21 protein-coding genes are annotated in these 21843 nt (G+C 66.0%); 16 read left to right on the top strand and 5 right to left on the bottom strand.

Going from position 1 to position 21843, the window contains the following annotated elements:
• The first annotated feature begins 62 nt into the window (after positions 1–62).
• From B4F51_RS16415 to B4F51_RS16430, 4 genes are all read left to right on the top strand, one after another.
• Positions 63–1691 carry a gamma-glutamyltransferase family protein gene (locus tag B4F51_RS16415; protein WP_296227242.1) on the top strand — a complete coding sequence of 543 codons (1629 nt, stop codon included), beginning with the start codon at positions 63–65 and terminating at the stop codon, positions 1689–1691.
• Between the two features lie 92 nt (positions 1692–1783).
• On the top strand, positions 1784–3100 hold the full coding sequence (locus B4F51_RS16420) for an MFS transporter (protein ID WP_296227243.1): 1317 nt from the start codon (positions 1784–1786) through the stop codon (positions 3098–3100).
• A 136-nt stretch (positions 3101–3236) separates the two neighbouring features.
• Complete coding sequence (locus tag B4F51_RS16425; protein ID WP_296227244.1) at positions 3237–3572, top strand: hypothetical protein; 336 nt, start codon at positions 3237–3239, stop codon at positions 3570–3572.
• 8 nt (positions 3573–3580) lie between these two features.
• Positions 3581–3721 carry a hypothetical protein gene (locus B4F51_RS16430; RefSeq protein WP_296227246.1) on the top strand — a complete coding sequence of 47 codons (141 nt, stop codon included), beginning with the start codon at positions 3581–3583 and terminating at the stop codon, positions 3719–3721.
• Positions 3722–3732: 11 nt separating this feature from the next.
• Here B4F51_RS16430 and B4F51_RS16435 read toward each other — a convergent pair whose 3' ends face one another.
• Complete coding sequence (locus tag B4F51_RS16435; RefSeq protein WP_296227248.1) at positions 3733–4323, bottom strand: hypothetical protein; 591 nt, start codon at positions 4321–4323, stop codon at positions 3733–3735.
• 312 nt (positions 4324–4635) lie between these two features.
• Between B4F51_RS16435 and B4F51_RS16440 the strand changes: the two genes are divergently transcribed.
• Positions 4636–5529, top strand: coding sequence for a KPN_02809 family neutral zinc metallopeptidase (locus tag B4F51_RS16440; protein ID WP_296227249.1), 894 nt, complete (start codon positions 4636–4638; stop codon positions 5527–5529).
• A 148-nt stretch (positions 5530–5677) separates the two neighbouring features.
• On the opposite strand, the gene B4F51_RS16445 is transcribed toward B4F51_RS16440, so the two are convergent.
• Positions 5678–6424 (bottom strand): SDR family oxidoreductase, encoded by a 747-nt coding sequence (locus B4F51_RS16445; RefSeq protein WP_296227252.1) that lies wholly within the window; start codon positions 6422–6424, stop codon positions 5678–5680.
• Positions 6425–6561: 137 nt separating this feature from the next.
• Between B4F51_RS16445 and B4F51_RS16450 the strand changes: the two genes are divergently transcribed.
• The 5 genes from B4F51_RS16450 to B4F51_RS16470 all read left to right on the top strand — a co-directional run bounded on the left by B4F51_RS16450 (position 6562) and on the right by B4F51_RS16470 (position 11960).
• Entirely contained in the window at positions 6562–8070 is a 1509-nt protein-coding gene (locus B4F51_RS16450; RefSeq protein WP_296227254.1) for a DNA-3-methyladenine glycosylase 2 family protein, read from the top strand.
• Between the two features lie 5 nt (positions 8071–8075).
• On the top strand, positions 8076–8624 hold the full coding sequence (locus B4F51_RS16455; RefSeq protein ID WP_296227256.1) for a methylated-DNA--[protein]-cysteine S-methyltransferase: 549 nt from the start codon (positions 8076–8078) through the stop codon (positions 8622–8624).
• An 88-nt stretch (positions 8625–8712) separates the two neighbouring features.
• On the top strand, positions 8713–9645 hold the full coding sequence (locus B4F51_RS16460; RefSeq protein ID WP_296227258.1) for a DMT family transporter: 933 nt from the start codon (positions 8713–8715) through the stop codon (positions 9643–9645).
• A 100-nt stretch (positions 9646–9745) separates the two neighbouring features.
• Positions 9746–10270 (top strand): cytochrome b, encoded by a 525-nt coding sequence (locus B4F51_RS16465; RefSeq protein WP_296227259.1) that lies wholly within the window; start codon positions 9746–9748, stop codon positions 10268–10270.
• A 361-nt stretch (positions 10271–10631) separates the two neighbouring features.
• Entirely contained in the window at positions 10632–11960 is a 1329-nt protein-coding gene (locus B4F51_RS16470; protein ID WP_296227261.1) for a HipA N-terminal domain-containing protein, read from the top strand.
• 18 nt (positions 11961–11978) lie between these two features.
• Here the strand turns inward: B4F51_RS16470 and B4F51_RS16475 are convergent, their stop codons facing one another.
• Positions 11979–12251, bottom strand: a complete 273-nt coding sequence (locus tag B4F51_RS16475) for a hypothetical protein (protein WP_296227263.1) — start codon at positions 12249–12251, stop codon at positions 11979–11981.
• A gap of 216 nt (positions 12252–12467) precedes the next feature.
• On the opposite strand from B4F51_RS16475, the gene B4F51_RS16480 reads away from it, so the two are divergent.
• Positions 12468–13892, top strand: a complete 1425-nt coding sequence (locus B4F51_RS16480; protein ID WP_296227265.1) for a M20 family metallopeptidase — start codon at positions 12468–12470, stop codon at positions 13890–13892.
• A 67-nt stretch (positions 13893–13959) separates the two neighbouring features.
• Positions 13960–14763 carry a transporter substrate-binding domain-containing protein gene (locus B4F51_RS16485; RefSeq protein ID WP_296227267.1) on the top strand — a complete coding sequence of 268 codons (804 nt, stop codon included), beginning with the start codon at positions 13960–13962 and terminating at the stop codon, positions 14761–14763.
• 35 nt (positions 14764–14798) lie between these two features.
• Here the strand turns inward: B4F51_RS16485 and B4F51_RS16490 are convergent, their stop codons facing one another.
• Positions 14799–15605: a hypothetical protein gene (locus B4F51_RS16490; RefSeq protein WP_296227269.1), complete on the bottom strand. Its 807-nt coding sequence runs from the start codon at positions 15603–15605 to the stop codon at positions 14799–14801.
• A gap of 412 nt (positions 15606–16017) precedes the next feature.
• Between B4F51_RS16490 and B4F51_RS16495 the strand changes: the two genes are divergently transcribed.
• From B4F51_RS16495 to B4F51_RS16510, 4 genes are all read left to right on the top strand, one after another.
• Positions 16018–16296 carry a hypothetical protein gene (locus B4F51_RS16495; RefSeq protein WP_296227271.1) on the top strand — a complete coding sequence of 93 codons (279 nt, stop codon included), beginning with the start codon at positions 16018–16020 and terminating at the stop codon, positions 16294–16296.
• A 274-nt stretch (positions 16297–16570) separates the two neighbouring features.
• Positions 16571–17779: an HD-GYP domain-containing protein gene (locus tag B4F51_RS16500; protein ID WP_296227280.1), complete on the top strand. Its 1209-nt coding sequence runs from the start codon at positions 16571–16573 to the stop codon at positions 17777–17779.
• Complete coding sequence (locus B4F51_RS16505; RefSeq protein WP_296227273.1) at positions 17761–19317, top strand: glycine betaine ABC transporter substrate-binding protein; 1557 nt, start codon at positions 17761–17763, stop codon at positions 19315–19317. Before B4F51_RS16500 ends, B4F51_RS16505 begins: the two co-directional genes overlap by 19 nt.
• Before the next feature lie 63 nt (positions 19318–19380).
• On the top strand, positions 19381–20148 hold the full coding sequence (locus B4F51_RS16510; RefSeq protein WP_296227275.1) for a sulfite exporter TauE/SafE family protein: 768 nt from the start codon (positions 19381–19383) through the stop codon (positions 20146–20148).
• Between the two features lie 536 nt (positions 20149–20684).
• Here B4F51_RS16510 and B4F51_RS16515 read toward each other — a convergent pair.
• The gene (locus B4F51_RS16515; RefSeq protein WP_296227277.1) at positions 20685–21038 is read right to left on the bottom strand and encodes a hypothetical protein; all 354 of its coding nucleotides are present in this window, start codon (positions 21036–21038) and stop codon (positions 20685–20687) included.
• Positions 21039–21843 lie beyond the last annotated feature (805 nt).

The raw sequence follows: 21843 nt of genomic DNA on the forward strand, positions 1-21843 counted from the left end.
TCATTTTCGCCACGCGCGAATAATCGTCGGCAACGTCCCTCTCTTTTCGCTTTGGCCGCGCCATGTCCCACCGCTTCGATTGGAAGAACCCCTACCCCACCGTGCGCATTCCGCTGTTTGCGCGCAACGTTGTCTCCACCTCGCACCCGCTGGCAGCGCAGGCCGGGCTGCGCATGCTGCTCGCGGGCGGCAGTGCCGTAGATGCGGCCATTGCGGCGGCGGCCATGCTCACCATCGTCGAGCCCGTCTCGTGCGGCCTGGGCAGCGATGCCTTCGCCATCCTGTGGGACGGCAAGGAGCTGCACGGCCTGAACGCCTCCGGCACCGCGCCGCAGGCCTGGAACCTCGATTACTTCCGCAGCAAATACGGCGAAGACGCCACCGGCAACCCAAAGCGCCCCACACGCGGCTGGGATGCGGTGACGGTGCCCGGCGCCATCTCGGCCTGGGCCGCGCTGCACGAGCGCTTCGGCCGCCTGCCGTTTGCCGACGTGCTGGAGCCCGCCGCCGAGATTGCCGAGCGCGGCCACACCGTCGCGCCCATCGTCGCGCACAAGTGGGCGGCGGCGATTCCCGAGCTGCAGAACCAGCCCGGCTATGCGCAAGCCTTTATGCCGCACGGCCGCGCGCCGACAGTCGGCGAGAAGTTCGCGTTGCCGGACGCCGCCGCCACGCTGCGCCGTATCGGCCAGACCACGGGCCGTGATTTCTACGAAGGTACGCTTGCCGAGCGCATCACCGCCTATGCGCGTGAATGCGGCGGCGCCATGACCGCGCAGGACTTGCGCGACTATCGCCCCGAGTGGGTCAAGCCCATCAGCAAGCGCTACCGCGGCTATGACGTGCATGAGATTCCGCCGAATGGCCAAGGCATTGCGGCGCTCATCGCGCTGGGCATTCTCGACCGCTTTGACCTGGGCGCGCTGCCGGTCGACTCCGCCGATTCGCAACATCTGCAGATCGAGGCAATGAAGCTGGCGTTTGCCGATCTGTACAAGTACGTGGCCGACCCGCGCTCGATGGAAGTCACACCCGAACAAATGCTCGACGATGCGTACCTCGATGCGCGCGCCAAGCTCATCAACATGGACCGCGCGCAGGTGCCTACCTTCGGCATGCCGCGCGCGGGCGGCACGGTGTACCTGACCGCGGCGGACGAGAACGGCATGATGGTCTCGTTCATCCAGTCCAACTACATGGGTTTCGGTTCGGGCGTGGTGGTACCGGGCACGGGCATCAGCCTGCAGAACCGGGGGTTCGGCTTTTCGATGGATGCGCGCTCGGCCAACGTGGTGGCGGGCGGCAAGCGGCCGTTCCACACCATCATCCCGGCCTTCCTCACCAAGGACGGCAAGCCGCAGATGAGCTTTGGCGTGATGGGCGGCGACATGCAGCCGCAGGGCCATCTGCAGACGCTTGTGCGCATGCTCGACTATCAGCAGCAGCCGCAGGCCGCGTGCGATGCGCCGCGCTGGAAGGTCAACCGCGATTTCACGCTCGACGTGGAAGCGACGATGAACGCCGGCACCGTGGCCGCGCTGGAAGCGCGCGGGCACAAGCTCAAATCGGTGGCTGATCCGTACATGGATTTCGGCTCCGGCCAGTTCATCTGGCGCCTGTCGGACGACGCCGACCACGGCTACGTGGCCGCCAGCGACAGCCGCAGAGACGGCCACGCGGTGGGCTTCTAAACCGGCTTTGGCGCGCTGGCCCGCAGGCTGGGCGGGCGGTGCGCGCTGCGGTACCCATAACAACGAACCCAGCCGCACCAAAGGAACCCGACATGACCGCCCCATCTGCGGCAGGCGCTGCTGCGCCCGCTCGCCCCGTGCCATCCAATGCAGCCCATGCGCGCCGCATCGTCGTCTCGTCGTCGATCGGCAATGCGCTGGAGTGGTACGACTTTCTCGTCTACGGCTTCTTCGCGCCCATCATCGGCAAGCTGTTCTTTCCGGCCGAAGACGAGTGGGTGTCGCTGCTGTTTGCGGTGGGCAGCTTTGGCGTGTCGTTCATCACGCGGCCGGTGGGCGCGATCGTGCTAGGCATCTATGCCGACCGCAAAGGGCGCAAGGCCGCGCTCACGCTGTCGATCCTGCTGATGATCGTCGGCACACTGGCGATTGCCGTGATGCCGGGCTACCAGCAGATCGGCATCGTCGCGCCGGTTGCCATCCTGCTCGCGCGCCTGGTGCAGGGCTTTGCGGTAGGTGGTGAATTCGGCAGCGCGACCGCCTTCATGGTCGAGCACAGCACGCGCGGGCGCGGCTATTACGCAAGCTGGCAGTTCGCCAGCCAGGGTCTGGCGGCCATCCTCGCCTCGGGCTTTGGCGCGCTGCTCACGGCGTCACTCTCGACCGCAGAGCTGGAGGGCTGGGGTTGGCGCCTGCCGTTTGTGTTCGGGCTGCTGGTCGGGCCGGTCGGCTTTTACATCCGCCGCCATCTGGACGAGACGCCTGAGTTCATCGCTGAACAGAAGACGACGACGACGGCCGCCCCCGAGTCCACCTTCAAGTCGCAGTGGATCAACCTGTTGCTGGCGGTAGGCGTGGTGGCGCAATCCACCGTGTCGGTATACGTGCTGCAGCTTTACATGCCGACGTACGCCGTCAAGCAACTGCACCTGCCTGCCGCGCAGTCGTTCGGGGTGGTGGTGCTCAACGGCGGGCTGCAGTTCCTGCTCTCACCCGTCATGGGCGCGCTGTCCGACCGGATCGGCCGCATCCGCATCATGCTTACCACCTCCGTGCTGATGCTGCTGCTGATCTATCCGATGTTCGCGCTCCTGCGTGCGCACCCGACCATCGGCGCCCTGCTCTTGCTGCAAGCGGTATCGGGCATCTTCAAGGCGGCGTATTCGGGCCCGATGCCGGCGCTCATGTCGGAGATCTTCCCCACACGCGTGCGCTCGACCGGGTTGTCGCTCGGCTACAGCCTGGGCGTGACGCTGTTCGGCGGGTTCGCGCCGTTCATCATCACGTGGCTGATCCACGCGACGGGCGATACGCTGGCCCCCAGCTACTACGTGCTGACGGCGGCCATCGTGAGCGGCGTGTCGCTGACGATCATCGCGCTGCGCCGCCGCACAGGGCGCACGGCCTGAGCCGCTTGAACGTTTACGCGTTCTTTATGCTGCATCGCAACCCTTTTTCACGGTTTTTACGAGCGAAGCGATACGGTGTCGACATGTTCAACGCCATGGCGATGCGAACCATCGCCACTGCATCATGGGCCGATCCATGCTCCTGTCTTCGCTCGTTCCGCAGTTGCTGCCGCCCTCGCCGGCCGCGATGCCTCGCGTGGTTGCCACGCCTGCCCGCCATTACGTGTGCCTGCGCGTAACGGTGCCGGGCGATGCGCCGCACGTGGTGCGCCGCCAGTTGCATGTGCTGCTGGGCGAAGCACTGGGCCTGTACATCGTTCAGCACGATGCACGCCGTCATGCCGTCACCGTCGATCTGGAACTCGCACATGCCGATGTCGACACGGTGATCGGCGCCCTGCTGCGCGGCCTGCCGCGTGCCACGCTCGGCCGCATCGCACCGCTCAAGCGCGCACACGCGCTGCTGCACTGAGGCACGCCATGTTCTCGGGTACCTGGATTCCGCTGGTCACCCCCTTTCACGACGACAGGGTCGACATGGTCGCGCTGCGCCGTCTGGTGGCAGCCGTGCAGGCGCTGGAAGAGTCCGGGCCCGATCGTCCGCTGCGGCTGGCGTCCTGATCTGTTACCTGTTACGCGCCCTTGTACCAGTGCGCGTTCCACGCGCTGCCGCCCTGATACGCATGCCGCGCGCGGCGATGGTGTCGGCGCGCGCCGCTGGCTGCCGGGCTACCGCTCTCGAGCACCGGTGCGCCATCGTCGACGGCCTCCGTCTGCGCGACGGCGCGCGTGGCGCCCTGAGGCACCTGCCCATAAACGCGCTGCTCCATGCGGTCGCGAGCCACGGCCACCGGGTCGGGCTGCGCCGCCTGCGCCGAGTCGACCGGCTGTGACATGGCGGCACCGGCCCGGCTCGCGGCCACCGCCATGCTCATCGCATGGCCGGCCTGCTCGGCGGTGGGCGTGTATCCGGCCAGGCTGCGCACCCACGGTGCGTGAACCATTCCCACATAGATCGCCCCCGTAACGGCAATGAGTGCCGCCACCACATTGGTGAATGCGCCACGCGCAATCGCGCTCGACACACGTGCCCACCACGGCTTGCGCTCGGCGGGCGTTGGCTGCACGTCGGACACCTCCGCCGGGTCGACATGCGCGGCGAGCATATGCGGCGCGTCAGCGGGATCGGGCGGCTGGGCAGTAATCGAAGCGGGCAAACGCATGGTGAGGACTCGGGATCGTGGGTCGGCAGCGCCCTGCACTGCCGATCGTTATTCGGGATCCGCCGCATGACACACGCGTGACAGCGCGAAGGTGCCCTGTGCAAGGGGCGGCGGAGCAGCCTTGGCTAGCAAGTTTCCTGCCGCGTTTTGTGCAACGCCAAAAACAGTTGCCAACCCTTGTCAGCGCTCGCATCTACCCCGGATGCAGACGATTTTCCGATCCCGCGGCGTGCCTGCGCGCATGCAGGGCGGGTAGACTTTGCAAAGTTTACCGGGTGTGACGCCGGGGCCAGTGCATCAAGGGAGAAACACGTGCGTTGGGATGACATGCGCGAAAGCAACAACGTTGAGGATGAACGCGCATCCTCGGGCGGTGGATTCGGTGGTGGCGGCATGCGGCTGGGCATCGGCGGCATCGCCATCGTGGCCGTCGTCGGCCTGTTGATGGGCAAGAACCCGCTGGAAATCCTCGGCATGGTGATGCAGGTGTCGCAGAACACGCCCGTGCAGTCCACGCCGCACAGCCCCGCCCGCCAAGCCAGTCCAACAGGCGAGACCGACAACGACCGCAGCAAATCGCTGGTCACGCACGTGCTGGGCGACACCGAAGATACGTGGTCGCAACTATTCAAGCAGGCCGGCCGCGCTTATCAGCCGCCCAAGCTGGTGTTGTTCCGCCAGGGCATCCGCTCGGACTGCGGCGATGCCACCTCGGCCGTCGGCCCGTTCTACTGTCCGGCCGATACCAAGGTCTACCTGGACCTTGGCTTCTTCGACGAACTGCGCCGCCGTTTTGGCGCGCCGGGCGACTTTGCCGCCGCGTATGTCGTCGCGCACGAAGTGGGCCACCATGTGCAGAACCTGCTGGGTGTGTCGGAAAAGGTGAGCCACGCACAGGCCGGCAAGCCGCAGCGTGTGTCCAATGCGCTGTCGGTCAAGCTGGAGCTGCAGGCCGATTGCCTGGCCGGCGTCTGGGGCCACTACGCGCAGCAGCGCGGCCTGCTTGAGCGCGGCGATCTGGAACAGGCACTCACCGCCGCTCACGCCATCGGCGACGACACCCTGCAGCGCAACGCCGGCCATAGCGTCGCGCCCGACGCCTTCACGCACGGCTCGTCGGAGCAGCGCATGCACTGGTTCCGCCAGGGCTTCGACGGCGGGGATATCCGCCAGTGCGATACGTTCCGCGCCGGCGCGGACGCCTGATCGCCCACAATAAAGGGCGTGCACGATGCACGCCCAATCCGCAAGCTTTCAACTGACCCCGCATGTGGTCTCGATGCCATGCGGGGTCGGCTGGGGCGAAGGGGGTTGTTTGGGGCGTCGCTCAGCGTGCCCCTGCGTGAAAGGAGGATCAGCGGCCGCCGCTGCAATCCAGCAAGGCCCCTGTCACATACGACGCGGCATCGGAGAGCAGCCAGACAATGGCCTCGGCCACCTCCTGCGGCATGCCGGGCCGGCCGATGGGCGTGGCGGCGCCCAGGCGTTGCGCGCGGTCGGGCTGGCCACCCGAGGCGTGGATGTCGGTCTCGATCAGGCCGGGGCGCACGGCATTCACACGCACGCCGTCGCGGGCAAGCTCGCGCGCCAGGCCCAGCGTCATGGTGTCGACTGCGCCCTTGGACGCGGCGTAGTCGACATACTCGTTCGGCGAGCCCAGCCGCGACGCCGCCGACGACACATTGACCAGCGAGCCGCCCACTCCACCGCGCGACGTGGACAGCCGCCGCGCTGCCTCGCGCGCCACCAGGAAAGCGCCCAGCACGTTGGTCTCGAACATCGTGCGCAGGCGGTGCGTGGTCATGTCGGCCACGTCCTGCGCCTCAGCCACGATGCCGGCGTTGTTGACCACGCCATGCAGCGCCCCGAAGCGCCCCGCCGCCGCTTCGAACAAGGCGATCACGTCCTCGTCGCTCGACACGTCGCCCTGCACCGCCAGCCCATGAGCACCAGCCTGTTCGATGAGGCCGATGGTCTCCTCGGCGGCTTGGCGGTTGCCGTGATACTGCAACGCAACAGACCAGCCGCGTTGCGCGCACAGCACCGCGGTGGCGCGGCCGATGCCCCGGCTGCCGCCGGTGATGACGATGGTCTTCGACATGCCGATCTCCTGATGTGTTGTTGTGTTTGCATTGTGCCGAACTGCCGATCTCCCGGCACCCAGGGAGATGTCCGAATCCGGCGAACCCGCGCCTCCCGACAGGGCTAGACTAGCTCCCGGATTCCCCGACCTCCACCATGCATCTCGACCACGACGCCTGCTACCACGCCGTGCAATCGCGCGACCGGCGCTTTGACGGCTGGTTCTTCGTCGGCGTGACTTCCACCGGCGTATATTGCCGGCCCGTTTGCGCAGTGCGCACGCCGCAGCAGAAGAACTGCCGCTTCTTCACTACGGCCGCCGCCGCCGAGCGCGCGGGCTTCCGCCCCTGCCTGCGCTGCCGGCCGGAGCTAGCGCCCGGGCACAGCCTGGCCGAGATGTCGTCGAACCTCGCGCGCGCAGCCGCCCGCATGATCGACGAGGGCTTCCTGCAGGAGCACGACCTGGCCGCACTGGCCGCCGCCGTGGGCGTGACCGACCGCCACCTGCGACGTATCTTCCGCGCCGAGTTCGACGTTTCGCCGGTCGAATATGCGCAGACGCAGCGCCTGCTGCTTGCCAAGCAGCTGCTGACGGATACCGCCATGCCCGTCGGCGACATTGCCTTTGCATCCGGCTTTGGCAGCGTGCGGCGGCTGAACAGCGGGTTCGCCGAGCACTATGGTTTTGCGCCCACGCGTCTACGTGCCCGCGCTGCTGCTACCGCCACCTCGGCAAGCACCGACGACGGCCCCACGCTCATGCTCGGCTACCGCCCTCCGTTTGCGTGGCATGCGCTGTTGGATTTCCTGCGCGCTCGCGCGGTCGGCGGTGTGGAGGTGGTCGACGCCGACAACTACGCACGCACGATCACCGTCGATTACGGCGGCGCGCGGCACACCGGGTGGCTGCACGCGCGCAACGTGCCGCACCGTCATGCGGTGGCGCTCACGCTGTCAGCGAGCCTGCTGCACGCCATGCCACCAGTGCTGGCACGCGCGCGGCGGCTGTTCGATCTGGACAGCCGGCCCGATCTGGTCGACGCGCATCTTGGCGCGCTGGCGGCCGACACGCCCGGCCTGCGTGTGCCGGGTGCGGTGGACGGCTTCGAGATCGCGGTGCGCGCCATTGCCGGGCAGGTCATCTCTCTGGCGCAGGCGAGGCGCATCCTGGCGCGCATGACGGCCGCGCATGGCACGCCGTTGACGCAGGCGCATGACACGCGGCCGGGGCTGTCGATGACGTTTCCGTCCGCTGCCGCACTGGCGAAGGCCGATCCCCAAACACTGTCCGCCCAGACCGGCCTGCAGGCCAGCCGCGCCGCCGCCGTGGTCGAACTCGCCCGCGCCATCAACGATGGCCGCCTGCGGCTCGAACCGCTGGTGCCGCTGGCCCCCACGTTGGCCGCATTGCAGGCGTTGCCCGGCATCGGCGAATGGACCGCGCAATACGTCGCCATGCGCGCACTGGGCTGGCCAAACGCGTTTCCGCTGGGCGACTACGTGCTGCGCAAGCGCCTGGCAAATGGGGACGGCACGCTGCCCACGCGCCGCGTCATGGTCGAGCGCGCTGAACCCTGGGCCCCGTGGCGCGCGTATGCGGCCATGCACCTCTGGCACCGCGAAGACGCCTTGCCCCCTACGTTGCCTCACACCGTTTCGAGCTGACCGCCATGTATCGCCACACCTTCGCCTGCCCGCTCGGCAATCTGCTGCTGACCGCCACCGAGTCGCACCTGACCGGCGCGTTCTTCCTCGGCCAGAAGACGATCCCCGTGAATGCGGGGCGCCTGCCTCTGGGGACGGGCGTGCCGGTCGTCCGCGAGGCGCAGGCGCAGTTCGAGGCCTACTTTGCCAGCAGGCTGCAAATCTTCGATCTGCCGATGGCACCTGCCGGCACACCGTTCCAGCAGGATGTCTGGCGCCTGCTGTGCGAGATCGCCTTTGGTGAGCGCAGCACCTACGGCCAGATCACCGCACGCCTGGGCCTCACGCGCGAGCATGCGCGCGCGGTGGGCACGGCGGTCGGACGCAACCCGATCTCGATCGCCATCCCGTGCCACCGCGTGGTGGGCGCCGATGGTGCGCTCACCGGTTACGCCGGTGGACTGCCCCGCAAGGCGGCGCTGTTGCGGCTCGAAGGCCATCCCGCACAGGTTGGCGAACGCCTGCCGATGCCTGATGACGGCCGCCAAGGCATGCTGGCGCTCATGCCAGCATGAAGCACAAGAAGCGCGGACAATGACGCCCGATTGCTCTGCCGGCGGCAGGCCGGCACCAACCTTCACACAACGATAACGAGACTCCCCCATGCGCCGCTCCGATGTCCTGGAACTCCTGACGCTCGCCGCCCTGTGGGGCGGCTCCTTCCTGTTCATGCGCGTGGCCGCACCGCAGTTCGGGCCGGTCGCGCTGATCGCACTGCGCGTGGCGATCGCCTCATGCTTCCTGATGCCGGTGCTGACCTGGCGCGGGGGCCTGGGCACACTGCGCATGCACTGGCCACACCTGCTGGCCGTGGGCGTGCTGAACTCGGCCATTCCGTTCTGCCTGTTCGCCTATGCCGAACTCACGCTCACGGCAGGCTTCACATCGGTGCTGAACGCGACGGCACCGCTGTTCGCGGCCATCGTTGCTTTTGCGTGGCTGGGCGAGCGGATGTCTTCGCTGCGCGTGCTGGGCTTGGCGATCGGCTTTGTCGGCGTGATCGTGCTGGTGGGCGGGTCATCAGCCATCGATGCCAAGCAGGGTGGTTTGGCGGTGGCGGCAGCGTTGTCGGCCACCCTGTTCTACGGCGTGGGCAGCAGCTACACCAAGCGCTTCCTGACCGGCGTGCCGCCGCTGACGGTGGCCACCGGCAGCCAGTTGGCAGCAGCCATCGTGCTCGCGCCGCTGGCGTTCTGGCTGTGGCCCGCGCAGACACCCACCGGCAGCGTGTGGCTGCACGTGATCGGTCTGGGCATCGCGTGCACGGGCGTCGCCTATATCCTGTTCTTCCGACTGGTGGCACATGTGGGGCCGACTCGCGCGGTGTCAGTCACCTTCCTGATCCCGGTGTTCGGCGTCCTGTGGGGCATCCTGTTCCTGGGTGAGCAGTTGACGCTCAACATGCTGATCGGCTGCGCGGTGATCCTGCTCGGCACGTCGCTGTCGACCGGTGTGCTGGCCCCAGGTAAGAAGATGAATGCCAAAACGACCAGCACCGCCAACGAGAAGGATTCGCTTTTGCGTTCCGGTCGCTGATTGGTTGCCGCCAGACGAACTCGCCCAGGTTGCCGGACGAAATCAAATTGCGCTGGCGTCATCTGGGTTAAGGTCGTGGCTCCCCCCAAAAGAGGTAGCCATGACCCACTCCCCCGAGCGCTACGCGCGCCCCTCCGTCATCCTCCATTGGCTGATGTTCCTGCTGTTTGCGGGTGCGCTGGCAGCCATCGAATACAAGGGCACGCTGCCCAAAGGCTCGGCCGAACGTGCGCTGTTCACGTCCATCCACATGATGCTGGGGCAGTGCGTCCTGCTCTTCGCTTGCGTACGCGTCTGGGCGCGCTGGCGCTACGCCGCTCCGGCAGAAATCGGCTCGACCTGGCAGGTCGCCAGCGCCAGGCTGGTGCACTGGATGCTGTACGCCGTCATGTTCGCGCTGCCCATCAGCGGCATCGTGTTCGTACAGGCCGGCGGCAAAGAGGTGCCCTTCCTGACATGGACGCTGCCCCGGCTCGTGGCTGAAAACCCCGATTTGAAGTCAACGCTTAAATCAGCGCACGAATTTGTCGGCAATGCGGTGTATTTCATCGTTGGCCTTCACATTGTGGGGGCACTCTGGCACGAATTCGTGCAGCGCGACAAATTGCTCGCGCGGATGCGATAAATCATCGCGTTGTAATTAATACCCGTCCATCGAGCGCCATGGAAACTTCTTCCATGGCGCCACTGCGCGATCTACACACCGATTAAAAAAAATTTCAAAACTGAAGTAGATATCAAATACATCGGATTTCGCGCACCTGATCTTAACAATTCGATAATCCGATTTCAGAAACCTGCATCACCGAAATCGGATTTTCCGGCGGTTATACGGATTTTCTTTGCTATGCTCGGGCCTCGGTCGATGAGGGGCGTGCAGAGGAATCGCCATGGCGCATTTACGCCGGCGCGATTCCCGATTGCTGGCGGATCCTCCGCGGCACGGCCGACCACGCACTCTCCAGTCAAACACGTTGGATACGCGCATGCTGGACGTCTACCTGAACAAGCATCTGATCGGTCAACTGTCGGGCGGCCGCAGCGGTTGGGCGTTCGCATACGATTCTCGCTGGCAGACCGCCTCGCAGGGCTTTGACCTGAGCCCGCACCTGCCGCGCGCCGCCGGCATGATTGCCGATACGGCCAAGACCCAGTCGGTACGCCACTTCTTCGAATACCTGCTGCCCGAGCCGGCACGCGACGCGCCCATGCCGGCGGCTGCCGCGCTGGAGCACCTGGCGCAAGCGGCGGCGCATCTGGACGGACCGCTGGCGCTGGTGCCTATGGGCTTGAAGCCCTGCAACGGCCGAGCCGACGGCCTGTCCGAACGCGACGTCGTGCAGCAGTTCCTGCAAAGCGTCCGACGCCCGCGGGAGGCCGCGCCGCTGCGGGTGGCCGAACCGCGCGCGCGCTACGGCGTCAGCGCCAAGGCGGAATCCGATGAAATCCGCCTGCCCTTCCTGGCCTCGAACGGCCTGCCGGTGTCGATGTGGCTGGGCCGTTTTTCCGCGCCGGCCAATGCGGCGCAATCGAGCCACTTCGTGCGGCTGGACCTGGGCGAAGGCAGCCATCTGCCGTACGCCACCATCAACCACTGCTGGGCCACGCTGCTTGGCCGCAGCATCGGGCTGGAAACACCTTTCATCGGCCTGCGTCAGTTTCCTGAAACTGCCGCCGTAGTGCAGCGCCTGGACCGCACCCTGCGCTGCAAGAGCGACGACACCGCGCTCGTGCAGGCACGCTATGTGGTCTCAGCCGTGCAGTTGCTGGGGCTTTCGCCTCAACACCGCTTCCTGCCGATCACCGTCGAGCAGGTCGCGCAATGCGCACGCCTGTGCGCCGACCCGGCTGCCGCCGCGGCTTCGCTGTTCCGCTGGATGGTGTTCTGCCTGCTGATTGGCGGGCGCAACGCCTCGGCCGGCACGCTGCATTTCCACATCGGCACCGATGGCATCCGCGTGGCCGCGCATGATCACCTGTTCTGCGCCGCCGTCTATGCCAACGAATGGGATGCCGAAGCGCTGTCACTCGACGGCGAACGCACGCCCGACGCACAAGAGCGCTACGACGCCATCGACCAGGACGCCCTGCTGGCCCTGGCCGACCAGCTCGGCTACGACGCCGCCCAGGCCCGCCGCGAACTGCTGCGCCTGATCAGCATGCTGGCACCGCAATCATCGTTCGTGGCAACGCATCTATCGCAGGCGCTCGGCCACTCGCCCACGCGCGCAGCCGAAATCGACTTCCTCGCGCGCATCCATCGCCACATATCGGAGACAGCGCGGCGGCTGGGCGGCAAGTCGGCGGAAGTCTGACGACGACAGACGCGAAAGCTAAAGCACGGCGAGGCTGACTGTGCCGTAGTGGACATATCCGTGCGCGGCCAGGGCATCCATCGCCTCGGCCTCGGCGCGGGCAAAGGCCAGCGCCAGCGCGTCGGGGCTACCGACACCGGTCACGAATGCCTGATAGGCCTCGAAGGCCCGTTGCGGCGACGCACCGCTGCGCTCAAGCACCCGCTGCGCGGCTTCCAGCGCCGCGCATATCGCCGTCTCCCCGGGCGGGGCATCGCGAAACGCAAGCTGTAGACAGGAAGTCGAATTCATCCGCGTTTCGATCTCTAAAACGGCACACTCAACCCAGTCTAGGAAAGCGCCTATCGAGTGCCAAGCGCGGCAGCCGCGCGGATATGCCGTCCCTCTGATTTCCGCCCACCGACTTGGGGATGCTCCCGGGTGCACGTGTCTGAATCGCGCTGCATAATCCAATCGATTGACGAAGCAACGACTTACCCCACAACGACGCGAGCCAAGGAGACTCCCATGACCCATCGCCCGAAGCAGTTGAAGCGCCTGAAACGGACTGTTCTGGCCTGGCTGATGGCCGGTGCGGTATTGCCGGCCTTTGCGCAGGTTTCCACCGGCACCGGCGGCGCTTCGCCAGCGCCGGCACAGGCGCCAGTGGCCACGGGCGGTGGGATCGACGTGGCGCAGATCAAGCCGGCGGTGGATGCGGCCGTCAATGCCGAGTATGGCCAGCTCGACACGCTCTACAAAGACATCCACGCACATCCGGAGCTGGCATTCCAGGAGACACGCACCGCCGCCAAGTTGGCCGATGAGATGCGCAAGATCGGCTTCGAGGTGACAGAGCACGTGGGCAAGACCGGCGTGGTGGCGGTCTACCGCAACGGTGCCGGCCCGACCATCCTCGTGCGCACCGAACTCGACGCGCTGCCGATGGAAGAGAAGACCGGCTTGCCGTACGCCAGCCACGTGCGCACGAAATGGCGAGGCGAAGACGTCGGGGTCGCGCATAGCTGCGGGCATGATCTGCATATGGCATCGTGGGTCGGCACGGCCAAGACGCTGGTGTCGCTCAAGGATCGCTGGCACGGCACGCTGGTGTTCGTCGCACAGCCGGCGGAGGAAACCGTGGCCGGCGCGCAGAGCATGATCGACGACGGCTTCTTCAAGCGTTTCCCCAAACCCGACTATGCGTTTGCGCTGCATACGGGCCCCGGGCCGTATGGTTCGATCGTCTTCAACAGCGGCCCGATCACGTCCAACTCCGACGGGCTGGAGATCACCTTCAAGGGCCGCGGCGGCCACGGCTCCGCACCTGACAAGACCATTGATCCGGTGATGATGGCAGCGCGCTTCGTGGTCGACCTGCAAAGCGTGATCAGCCGCGAGAAAGACCCGCAGGAATTCGGCGTGGTCAGCATCGGTGCCATCCAGGGCGGCAGCGCCGAGAACATCATCCCCGACAGCGTGCTGCTGCGCGGGACGATCCGCTCGTACAAGCCGGCGGTGCGCCAGAAGATGCTCGACGGCATCCGCCGCACGGCCAAAGCGGTGACGGAGATGTCGGGCGCGCCGGAAGCCGAGATCAAGATCACCGAGGGCGGCAAGGCCGTCAACAACGACCCAACCGTCGTCGCACGCACCGAGGCGATGTTCAAGACCGCCTTCGGCAGCGACCGCGTGCTGCGCGTTCAGCCGATCACGGCCAGCGAGGATTTCTCGGCGTTCGTGGACGCGGGCATTCCGTCGATGTTCTTCTTCATCGGCGTGAACGATCCGCAGACGTTCTTTGCCTCGCTCAAGCCGGGCGCCAAGCCGCTGCCGAGCAACCATTCGCCGCTGTTCGCGCCGGTGCCGGGGCCGTCCATCAAGACGGGCGTGACGGCAATGTCGCTGGCGGTGCTCAACGCGCTGCAATGGAACAAGACTTCCGGGCAGTGAGCTCGCGCTGACTCGGGCGCGGTGCCACGGCAGCCGCGCCTTTTTTCTTTCTTAGATGGGGAATGCCATGTTCAACCGCTTCATCCGCACCAGCGCCTTGCTGCTGTGCGCCTGCATCGCCGCGCCCGCTGTGGCACAGACCACCAGCCGCCTCGACGAGATCCTCGCCCGCGGTACGCTGCGCGTCGGCACCACCGGCGATTACAAACCCTTCAGCTACAAAAACCCCGCCGACGGCCGCTTCATCGGCCTGGACGTCGAGATGGGCGAGCGCCTGGCCAAAGCGCTCGGCGTGAAGCTGGAAGTGGTGCCGACCACCTGGTCAACGCTGATGCAGGATTTTGCGGCCGACCGCTACGACATTGCCATGAGCGGCGTGTCCGTGACGCTGGAGCGGCAGAAGAAGGCGTTCTACTCGATCCCGTATCAACGCGACGGCAAGACGCCGATCACGCGCTGCGAGAACCAGGCCAAGTTCCAGACGCTGGCGCAGATCGACCAGCCGAGCGTGCGCGCCGTGGTCAACCCGGGCGGCACCAATGAGAAGTTCGCGCGCGAGCATCTGAAGCAGGCGCAGATCCGCGTGTATCCGGACAACGTGACGATCTTCAACGAGATCGTCGCCGGCCGTGCCGACCTGATGATGACCGACGCGGTGGAAACCCGGCTGCAGCAGAAGCTGCACCCGGAGCTGTGCGCCGTCCACCCGGAGGCGCCGTTCGATTTCTCGGAGAAGGCCTACCTGTTGCCGCGCGACGTGGTGTTCAAGAACTTCGTCGACCAGTGGCTGCGACAAACCATGGAGAGCGGCGAATTCGCCAGGCGCTTCGACACATGGCTGGCGTACCCGTGGAACGCGCCCACCAAATAAGCAGGTGAAAGAAGAGGTTGCGCTGATGCGCCCGGTCAGTGCAGGTTGGCCGGTGCGCCGTGCTGCAGGGCGAGCGCGTCGCGCAACAGCGCATCGGTCATGTCCCGCCCCAGCAATTCGGGGTCGAAGCGTGCCGAGAAGCGCGTCGAGCAAGACTCCACCTGCAGCACGACTTGGCCCGGCGGCAGCAGCTCGATGTCGACGTGGATGTCCTCGTCGTCTTCGGCAAAGGAATGCAGCAGCGTGAGGGCGCGGTAGCCGTCGGCGCGTTCCAAGGCAGCTTCCGTCCAGGACGGCGCCAGCAGCGCGCAGTCCACCGGCGTCTCCGGCTCGTCCGGGCGATACAGGTGCAGGCCCATCATGGTGGAGGCGGCATCGGCCACGCCCGACCATTCGTCGATGGGAATCAGGTCGCCCAGCAGGCGGATGTCTTCGACGGCGGCATCGGTCTGCACGAACGCCGCGCCCAGAAAGAACGCGGTTTCGTCGCGAAAGCCGCCCGCCACGGTATTGCGCCACAGGCGGTGGCCGCTCTTGCCACCCAGGGCTACCTGCGACAGCACCTTGGCCGCGCGCGCGCCGTCGGCACCCGACCATTGTTCCACCGCCCCGTGCGAGAACAGGCGGTCGGCCATCACCAGGCCCACGCCCTCGGGCAGCACGCGCGCTTCCAGCCACTTGGCCAGCACGTGCACGCCACCGAAGGGCATCTCCGGCCGCCCAATGGCATGTGCGCGCACGCGGCCGTTTTCCGGCACGTGAAACGGCATGGCGAACAGCCGCGCCTGATAGGCGACGCCGTCGACCTCGAAACGAGCGATGGAAGCGGTGGTGATGTTCATGATGGTCTTCCTTGCAGCAGCGGGGCGTAAAACGTCGCCCTCACCTGCATCAACGACCATCTGCGTGGAATGTTTAGCGACGAACCACCCTACTGAAGGGAGGGGGAACCCCAGGTTTGTAATGCGACGCAACAATCCGCCGCACCCTCTGCAGGAATTTTTTTCGGGGCCCGCCGTCAGATGTTTGCATTAAGGGTTATCCCGCATCTCACATTCACGTGTCAAAACAATGACTTATGTGCAGATTGCGGTGCTTGATGGAGCACAATTGTTCTTATTTTTTGAACAAAGAGTTTAAGAGAATCGCTTTTTTACCCATCAAGCAACGACTAAGCTTATGCAATCGCGTTGCCGCACCGCAGCGAACCTGCCCCCGAGCAATGCCCACCCCCGCCCAACCGTGGAGCTCATTATGAAGACCAAGAACCTGATTCTCGCCTCGCTGATCGCCGTTGCCGCCGTTCCCGCCTTTGCCGCCGGCGTGCAGGGCAAGGACCCGTACACCAACGGCCAGGCCATCACTAAGGCCGATCCGTACACCGATGGCGCCCGCGCTGCCAAGGCCGACCCTTACACCGACGGCGCCCTGGGCAAGGCTGACCCGTACACCGACGGCCAACTGCGCAAGGCCGATCCGTACACCGACGGCGCTCTCGTCGGCAAGGCTGATCCGTTCACCGACGGTCAATAAGCGTAAGCAACGCCCCCCCCAAGATTCAGTCTCTCCCTCCCCGATGCCGGGTGCCCGTGTGGCCCCGGTGCCGGCTTACCAGGCGGCCCATCCGGCCGCCTTGTTTTTTTCTGCGCGCCGCCTGCGCAGAGGCTCCACAATGCGAGCCCGGATTTCCCCTCCCTCAAGCCCCGTGCCGCGCGTCCGATAAGAAGGAATGCACCCCTGGCACGGCAGCGTTCCCTTGCGCGAACCGCCCGGCCACGGCCCGGACTGTGTGGACGTCAATATCAACATGCGCAAGCGCATCGCCATCGAACACCTGCGGGTGGGCATGTACCTGGACGAATTTGTCGGCTCGTGGCTGGACCACCCGTTCTGGCGGGCCCACTTTCGCGTCGAAGACGCCGCCCAGTTGCAGCGCCTGCGCACCAGCGGCATCCGCGAGGTGTGGATCGACACCACCCGCGGCACCGACGTGGCTGCCGCCAATGCTGTGCCACTGGCCCCCGAGCCTCCCGCCCCGCCCATCACCTCGGCCGAGACGGCCATCGCGCCGCGCCCGGTCAGCTATGCCGAGGAGATGCGCCGCGCCGCGCGCCTCATCAGCAAGGCCGAGGTGGCCGTGCACGCCATGTTTGCCGACGCGCGCATGGGCCGCATCATCGAGGCTCGTGACGCGCTGCCGCTGGTGGAAGCCATTTCCGGCTCGGTCGACCGCCACCCAAGCGCACTGGTGAGCCTGGCACGCCTGAAGACGAAAGACCGCTACACCTTCCTGCATTCCGTGGCCGTGTGCGCGCTGATGGTGGCGCTCGGGCGCCAGCTCGCGCTGTCCGACGACGAGGTGCGCGACGCTGGCCTGGCGGGCCTGCTGCACGACATCGGCAAGATCGCCATCCCACCCGAGGTGCTGAACAAGCCCGGCGCGCTCACCGCCGACGAATTCCGCTCGGTCATCGTGCACCCGCAGGCCGGCTACGACATCCTGGTGGGCGACAGCAACATGCGCGACATCGCGCTCGACGTCTGCCTCCATCACCACGAGCGCATGGATGGCACGGGCTATCCGCACAAGCTGGCCGGCGAAGGCATTTCGCTGTTTGCGCGCATGGGCGCCATCTGCGATGTGTACGACGCGGTCACGTCCGACCGCCCCTACAAGAAAGCCTGGGAAGCCGCCTACGCGATCCAGCGCATGGTCGAATGGCGCGGCAACCATTTTGACCCGGCGGTATTCAACGCCTTCGTCAAGAGCGTGGGCATCTATCCGGTGGGGTCGCTGGTGCGGCTGCGCTCGGGGCGGCTGGCGGTGGTCATCCAGCATGCGCCGGACGCGCTGCTCTCGCCCACGGTCAAGGTATTCTTCTCGATATCGTCGGGCACGCGGATTGCGCCCGAGTGGATCGACCTGGCGCAAACCGGCGACCAGATCGTCTCGCGTGAAGAACCCCGCGACTGGGGCCTGACCGACCTCAAGGAACTTTGGATACACGGCGACTGATCCGTAGTCCCCTTCTGCAGCGTGCCTTGACGTGGCTGGCGCTGAGCTTCCTGGCGTGCAGCACGGCGGCATTCGCAGACCCGCCATTGCGCATCGGCTCCAAGCGCTTTACCGAGTCGTACGTGCTGGGCGAAATCCTCACGCAGACCGCCGCCCCGCTCGGCCCCGCCGAACACGTGCCCGGCCTGGGCAACACCGCTATCGTCTTCGCCGCGCTGAAGAACGGCAGCATCGACGCCTACCCCGACTACCTCGGCACCATCGCCGCCGAGATCCTGCATCTGCCGGCTACGGTTGCCGCCAACCCCGACCAGGCCGCGCTGCTGGCCGACGTGAACCGCGCACTCGCGCCGATGGGGCTGGCCGCCGGCGTGCCGCTCGGCTTTGAAGACACCTATGCGCTCGCCATGCGCGAAGCCGATGCCGAACGCGAGCACATCCGGACGCTCGCCGACCTCACCGCGCACCCGGCACTGCGCCTGGGCCTGTCGCATGAATTCCTCGGCCGCACCGACGGCTGGCCGGCCATCGCCGCACGCTACGGCCTACCGCAGCATCCGACCGGCCTCGATCATGGCGTCGCCTATGACGCGCTACGCGCGAGCCAGGTCGACGCGATCGACATCTACTCAACCGATGCCAAAATCCGCCGCGAACACCTGCGCGTGCTCGATGACACCGCGCACGTCTTCCCCCGCTACGACGCCGTGCTGCTCTACCGCGCCGACATTGCGCAACGGCACCCCGCGCAGTGGCAGGCCATCTCGGCGCTTGCCGGCCGCATCCAGCGCGACGACATGGTGGCGATGAATGCCGCGGTCGAGCTGGAAGGCAAGTCCTTCTCGCAAGTCGCGCGACAGTTCCTGGCCGGACGCGGCAATGCGCCGGCCGAGGCGTCTGCGCGAGCGTTCTTCACGCAACTGACCGACGGCTTGGGCCGGCTCACGCAGCGGCATCTGGCGCTGGTGGCCATTTCGACAGGTGTTGCGGTGCTGCTCGGCGTACCGCTGGGCCTGGTGGCCGCGCGTCGACCGGTCAAGCAGCCGATCCTTGCGGTGGTGGGCGTGCTGCAGACGATTCCGTCACTGGCGTTGCTGGCGATGCTGATCCCGATCGTCGGATCGATCGGCGTGGTGCCGGCGTTGATCGCGCTGGCGCTGTATGCGCTGCTGCCCATCGTGCGCAATACCATCGTCGGCCTGGAGCAGGTGCCCGATGGCCTGCGCGATGCGGCACTGGCGCTCGGCTTCACGCCGGCGCAACGCACACGGGTGATCGATCTGCCGCTGGCGCTGCCGGTGATCCTGGCCGGCATCAAGACCGCTGCCGTCATCAGCGTGGGCACGGCGACGATCGCCGCCTTCATCGGCGCGGGCGGCTACGGCGAGCGCATCGCCACCGGGCTCGCCCTCAACGACAGCGCAACGCTGCTCGCGGGCGCCATCCCCGCTGCCGTGCTGGCGCTGCTGGTACAAGGTGCGTTTGAAGTGGTGGAGTGGTGGCTGCGCCGGCATGGGGGCGGCACCTCACTCCGGTAGCAAGCACGGACGCGAGCGTTCCATTACCATGCGCGCTTGTTCCGGACGCACACACCCGCTCTCATGACCACGCTTTCGTTTTCCACCGCCCTGCTCGTCGCAGCGGCCGGCGTCTATGCCGGCGCGCAGAATGCCCTGGCCGGCGGCGGGTCGTTCATCACGTTTCCGGCGCTGCTGCTGGCGGGGCTCAACCCACTGGCCGCCAACATGACCTCGACGATCGCGCTGTTCCCGAGCCAGATCACGTCGTCGATTGCCGGGCGCAAGCTGGCCGGCGGCGTGGACGCAGGCGAGCATCATCTCTCGCTCAAGCGGCTCGTCGTCATCAGCTTGATCGGCGGTGTGCTCGGTGCGCTGTTGCTGCTGGCGACGCCGCCGTCGTTCTTCGCCAAGCTCGTGCCGTATCTCGTGCTGTTCGCCACCAGCGTGTTTGCGTGGGGCAGCTTCCGGCGCAAACCGCTGCACGCGGCGGCCGGCATGTCGACCATGACATTGGCGACAATCCAGTTCGCCATTGCCATCTACGGCGGCTACTTCGGCGGCGGGATCGGGTTTCTCATGCTGGCAGCGCTGACCGTTGCCGGGCAGCAGGTGCGCATGGCGGGTGCCACCAAGAACGTGCTCGCCATGACGATGAACGCGTCTGCGGTGGCGGTGTTTGCGTTCTCGCCGCAGGTCAATTGGGCGGCCGTGGTGGCGCTGGGCGTTGGGGGGATTGCTGGCGGGTTTGCGGGTGCCTGGCTGCTGCACCGGTTGCCCGAGCGGGTGCTGCGGGCGTTTGTGGTGGTGGTGGGGATCGTGTTGACGGTTTGGTTGTTTATGCGGGCTTGAATTTTTTCTTGTGGTCCATCCCCTGTTTCGGGCCCGGCCGGGCCCGACTCACTTTTCTTTGTCTTCCAAAGAAAAGTAAGCAAAAGAAAGGCGCGCCCGAGATGGCGACTTCCCCTTGAATTTGTGTAACCGGGCGGAGAAGGAGGCAAACTCGCTGCGCTCAGACAAGCCTCCTTCTTTTTCCGCCCGCTTACAAAAATACAAGGCGCCATCAAGGGCAGAACGTCAAAAGACAAAGGCCAACCCCTCGCGAGGTTAGCCTTGTTGTTTTGGCGGGTGCCCAGCCGGTTCGGCCTTTGATTTTCCTGCTCTGTGCGGCGCTTTGAATTTCTGTTGCAAGGAGGGCGTCGCCAGGCGCTTTCGGATAGGCCTCTGAATAGCCCTGCTCGTCCATCCGTCGTTGCTTGGCTCGCCGATAGTTGCCGCGTTCGCCACGTAGAGTCGCTGACAAAACCCAGCGCAGCGGTCCTGGCTAGGCGCGCCGACGTAGGCCTCCCTCGGCCCGACGGCGAGGAAGGGTAAGGACGTCGTTCTTCTTATCTGAGCGGTTGAGAACCGCTTACAGCCTGCGCGCCCGCATCACCGACAGCGGATTCCAGTTGGCTGGGTCCGGCTGCCCCCTCCAGGGTCAAGCAGATGTAAGCGCCGATGGCATCGAGAAACCCGGCACGGTATTCCTTGCACTGCTCGCCGACATCGTTTTCAAGCACCTCGCGCAGCTCCGATGGCCGAAACAGCCTGTAACGGGCCAGGGTGAGTTGCTTGTCGAGCAGGAAATCTCGCGCAGCGAGTGCGCCGAGTTCGTAGTTGCTGCGTGGTGGTGATGGGAAGGATGCGGGGCGGTTCCCGCTTTTGAAAGATGGCATGTTGGCCTCTCTAAGTAGTTGCATTGGAGGCTCGCCATCTCGTTGCTACACGGGGTGGCGGGCCTGACGGCGGGGGTAGCAAACCGGCCCGTAGAGAACGACCGGCAGACCCGAAGGTCTCCCCGCCCGGCCCGCCATGAACAATACATGCGAACGAAGGCGGACCGCCGCTTGCGCGACAGTCTCTCTAAGAATTGTTGTGCAGGTTGCTACGCCCGGCTGCCGTTGGTGCGGCAGCGGGAGCAGCTATAGCGATGAGGGCGGGAGGAAAAATCTGATTCTGCATTTCGAACTCCGAGCGCCAAAGTCCGCGCGCCCGCCGCGCATCTCGGCCCAATGCGTGCAGCGTTCGCGCCTCGGTCCGGCAGATTTGATTCTTTGCCCCGCGCCATTGCCCCATAGACCGCCGAGCGCCGCAGTTTTCGCTTCGAGCGTCACCCTCGAACATTCGATTTCGCCAGCGTGAGAGTGACGCTCCGCCATCAAACAGCGACGCGCGGGACTCAGAGGTCCGTACGCCGCCCAAAAACATCCGTTCCATCGGCTCTCCGAAACCCATGCTTCGGCGTCAAAGAGTCGAAGTCGTCGAGTTGAGGCTGACATTCCACCGTCAGCGGGCCGAGGCCGTCTGTCCAAGGTCGAAATTTTCGACCTCGGAGAGTGGAATGCGAGTGTTTGATGCTCGCGTGCAGCCCGCAGCGGTTCAAGCTTGAACACAGGAGGATCAAGTTCAGCCCGTGGAGGTGCGTGATCGACGGTTTGGGGCTCGCCTTCGGGGAGTGTCAGGATTTCCGTCTTCAAGGCGGGGGTTGAGATTCACACGGACGGC

It is taken from the genome of Ralstonia sp. UBA689 (assembly GCF_002298975.1).
GTDB lineage: Bacteria > Pseudomonadota > Gammaproteobacteria > Burkholderiales > Burkholderiaceae > Ralstonia.

What these genes read in the sequence shown, in the direction of transcription:
- B4F51_RS16420 (WP_296227243.1), top strand. Translation starts at nt 1,784, where the DNA reads ATGACCGCCCCATCTGCGGCAGGCGCTGCTGCGCCCGCTCGCCCCGTG.
- B4F51_RS16445 (WP_296227252.1), bottom strand. Translation starts at nt 6,424, where the DNA reads ATGTCGAAGACCATCGTCATCACCGGCGGCAGCCGGGGCATCGGCCGC.
- B4F51_RS16455 (WP_296227256.1), top strand. Translation starts at nt 8,076, where the DNA reads ATGTATCGCCACACCTTCGCCTGCCCGCTCGGCAATCTGCTGCTGACC.
- B4F51_RS16475 (WP_296227263.1), bottom strand. Translation starts at nt 12,251, where the DNA reads ATGAATTCGACTTCCTGTCTACAGCTTGCGTTTCGCGATGCCCCGCCC.
- B4F51_RS16460 (WP_296227258.1), top strand. Translation starts at nt 8,713, where the DNA reads ATGCGCCGCTCCGATGTCCTGGAACTCCTGACGCTCGCCGCCCTGTGG.
- B4F51_RS16415 (WP_296227242.1), top strand. Translation starts at nt 63, where the DNA reads ATGTCCCACCGCTTCGATTGGAAGAACCCCTACCCCACCGTGCGCATT.
- B4F51_RS16485 (WP_296227267.1), top strand. Translation starts at nt 13,960, where the DNA reads ATGTTCAACCGCTTCATCCGCACCAGCGCCTTGCTGCTGTGCGCCTGC.
- B4F51_RS16470 (WP_296227261.1), top strand. Translation starts at nt 10,632, where the DNA reads ATGCTGGACGTCTACCTGAACAAGCATCTGATCGGTCAACTGTCGGGC.
- B4F51_RS16425 (WP_296227244.1), top strand. Translation starts at nt 3,237, where the DNA reads ATGCTCCTGTCTTCGCTCGTTCCGCAGTTGCTGCCGCCCTCGCCGGCC.
- B4F51_RS16510 (WP_296227275.1), top strand. Translation starts at nt 19,381, where the DNA reads ATGACCACGCTTTCGTTTTCCACCGCCCTGCTCGTCGCAGCGGCCGGC.
- B4F51_RS16465 (WP_296227259.1), top strand. Translation starts at nt 9,746, where the DNA reads ATGACCCACTCCCCCGAGCGCTACGCGCGCCCCTCCGTCATCCTCCAT.
- B4F51_RS16490 (WP_296227269.1), bottom strand. Translation starts at nt 15,605, where the DNA reads ATGAACATCACCACCGCTTCCATCGCTCGTTTCGAGGTCGACGGCGTC.
- B4F51_RS16450 (WP_296227254.1), top strand. Translation starts at nt 6,562, where the DNA reads ATGCATCTCGACCACGACGCCTGCTACCACGCCGTGCAATCGCGCGAC.
- B4F51_RS16435 (WP_296227248.1), bottom strand. Translation starts at nt 4,323, where the DNA reads ATGCGTTTGCCCGCTTCGATTACTGCCCAGCCGCCCGATCCCGCTGAC.
- B4F51_RS16430 (WP_296227246.1), top strand. Translation starts at nt 3,581, where the DNA reads ATGTTCTCGGGTACCTGGATTCCGCTGGTCACCCCCTTTCACGACGAC.
- B4F51_RS16515 (WP_296227277.1), bottom strand. Translation starts at nt 21,038, where the DNA reads ATGCAACTACTTAGAGAGGCCAACATGCCATCTTTCAAAAGCGGGAAC.
- B4F51_RS16480 (WP_296227265.1), top strand. Translation starts at nt 12,468, where the DNA reads ATGACCCATCGCCCGAAGCAGTTGAAGCGCCTGAAACGGACTGTTCTG.
- B4F51_RS16495 (WP_296227271.1), top strand. Translation starts at nt 16,018, where the DNA reads ATGAAGACCAAGAACCTGATTCTCGCCTCGCTGATCGCCGTTGCCGCC.
- B4F51_RS16500 (WP_296227280.1), top strand. Translation starts at nt 16,571, where the DNA reads ATGCGCAAGCGCATCGCCATCGAACACCTGCGGGTGGGCATGTACCTG.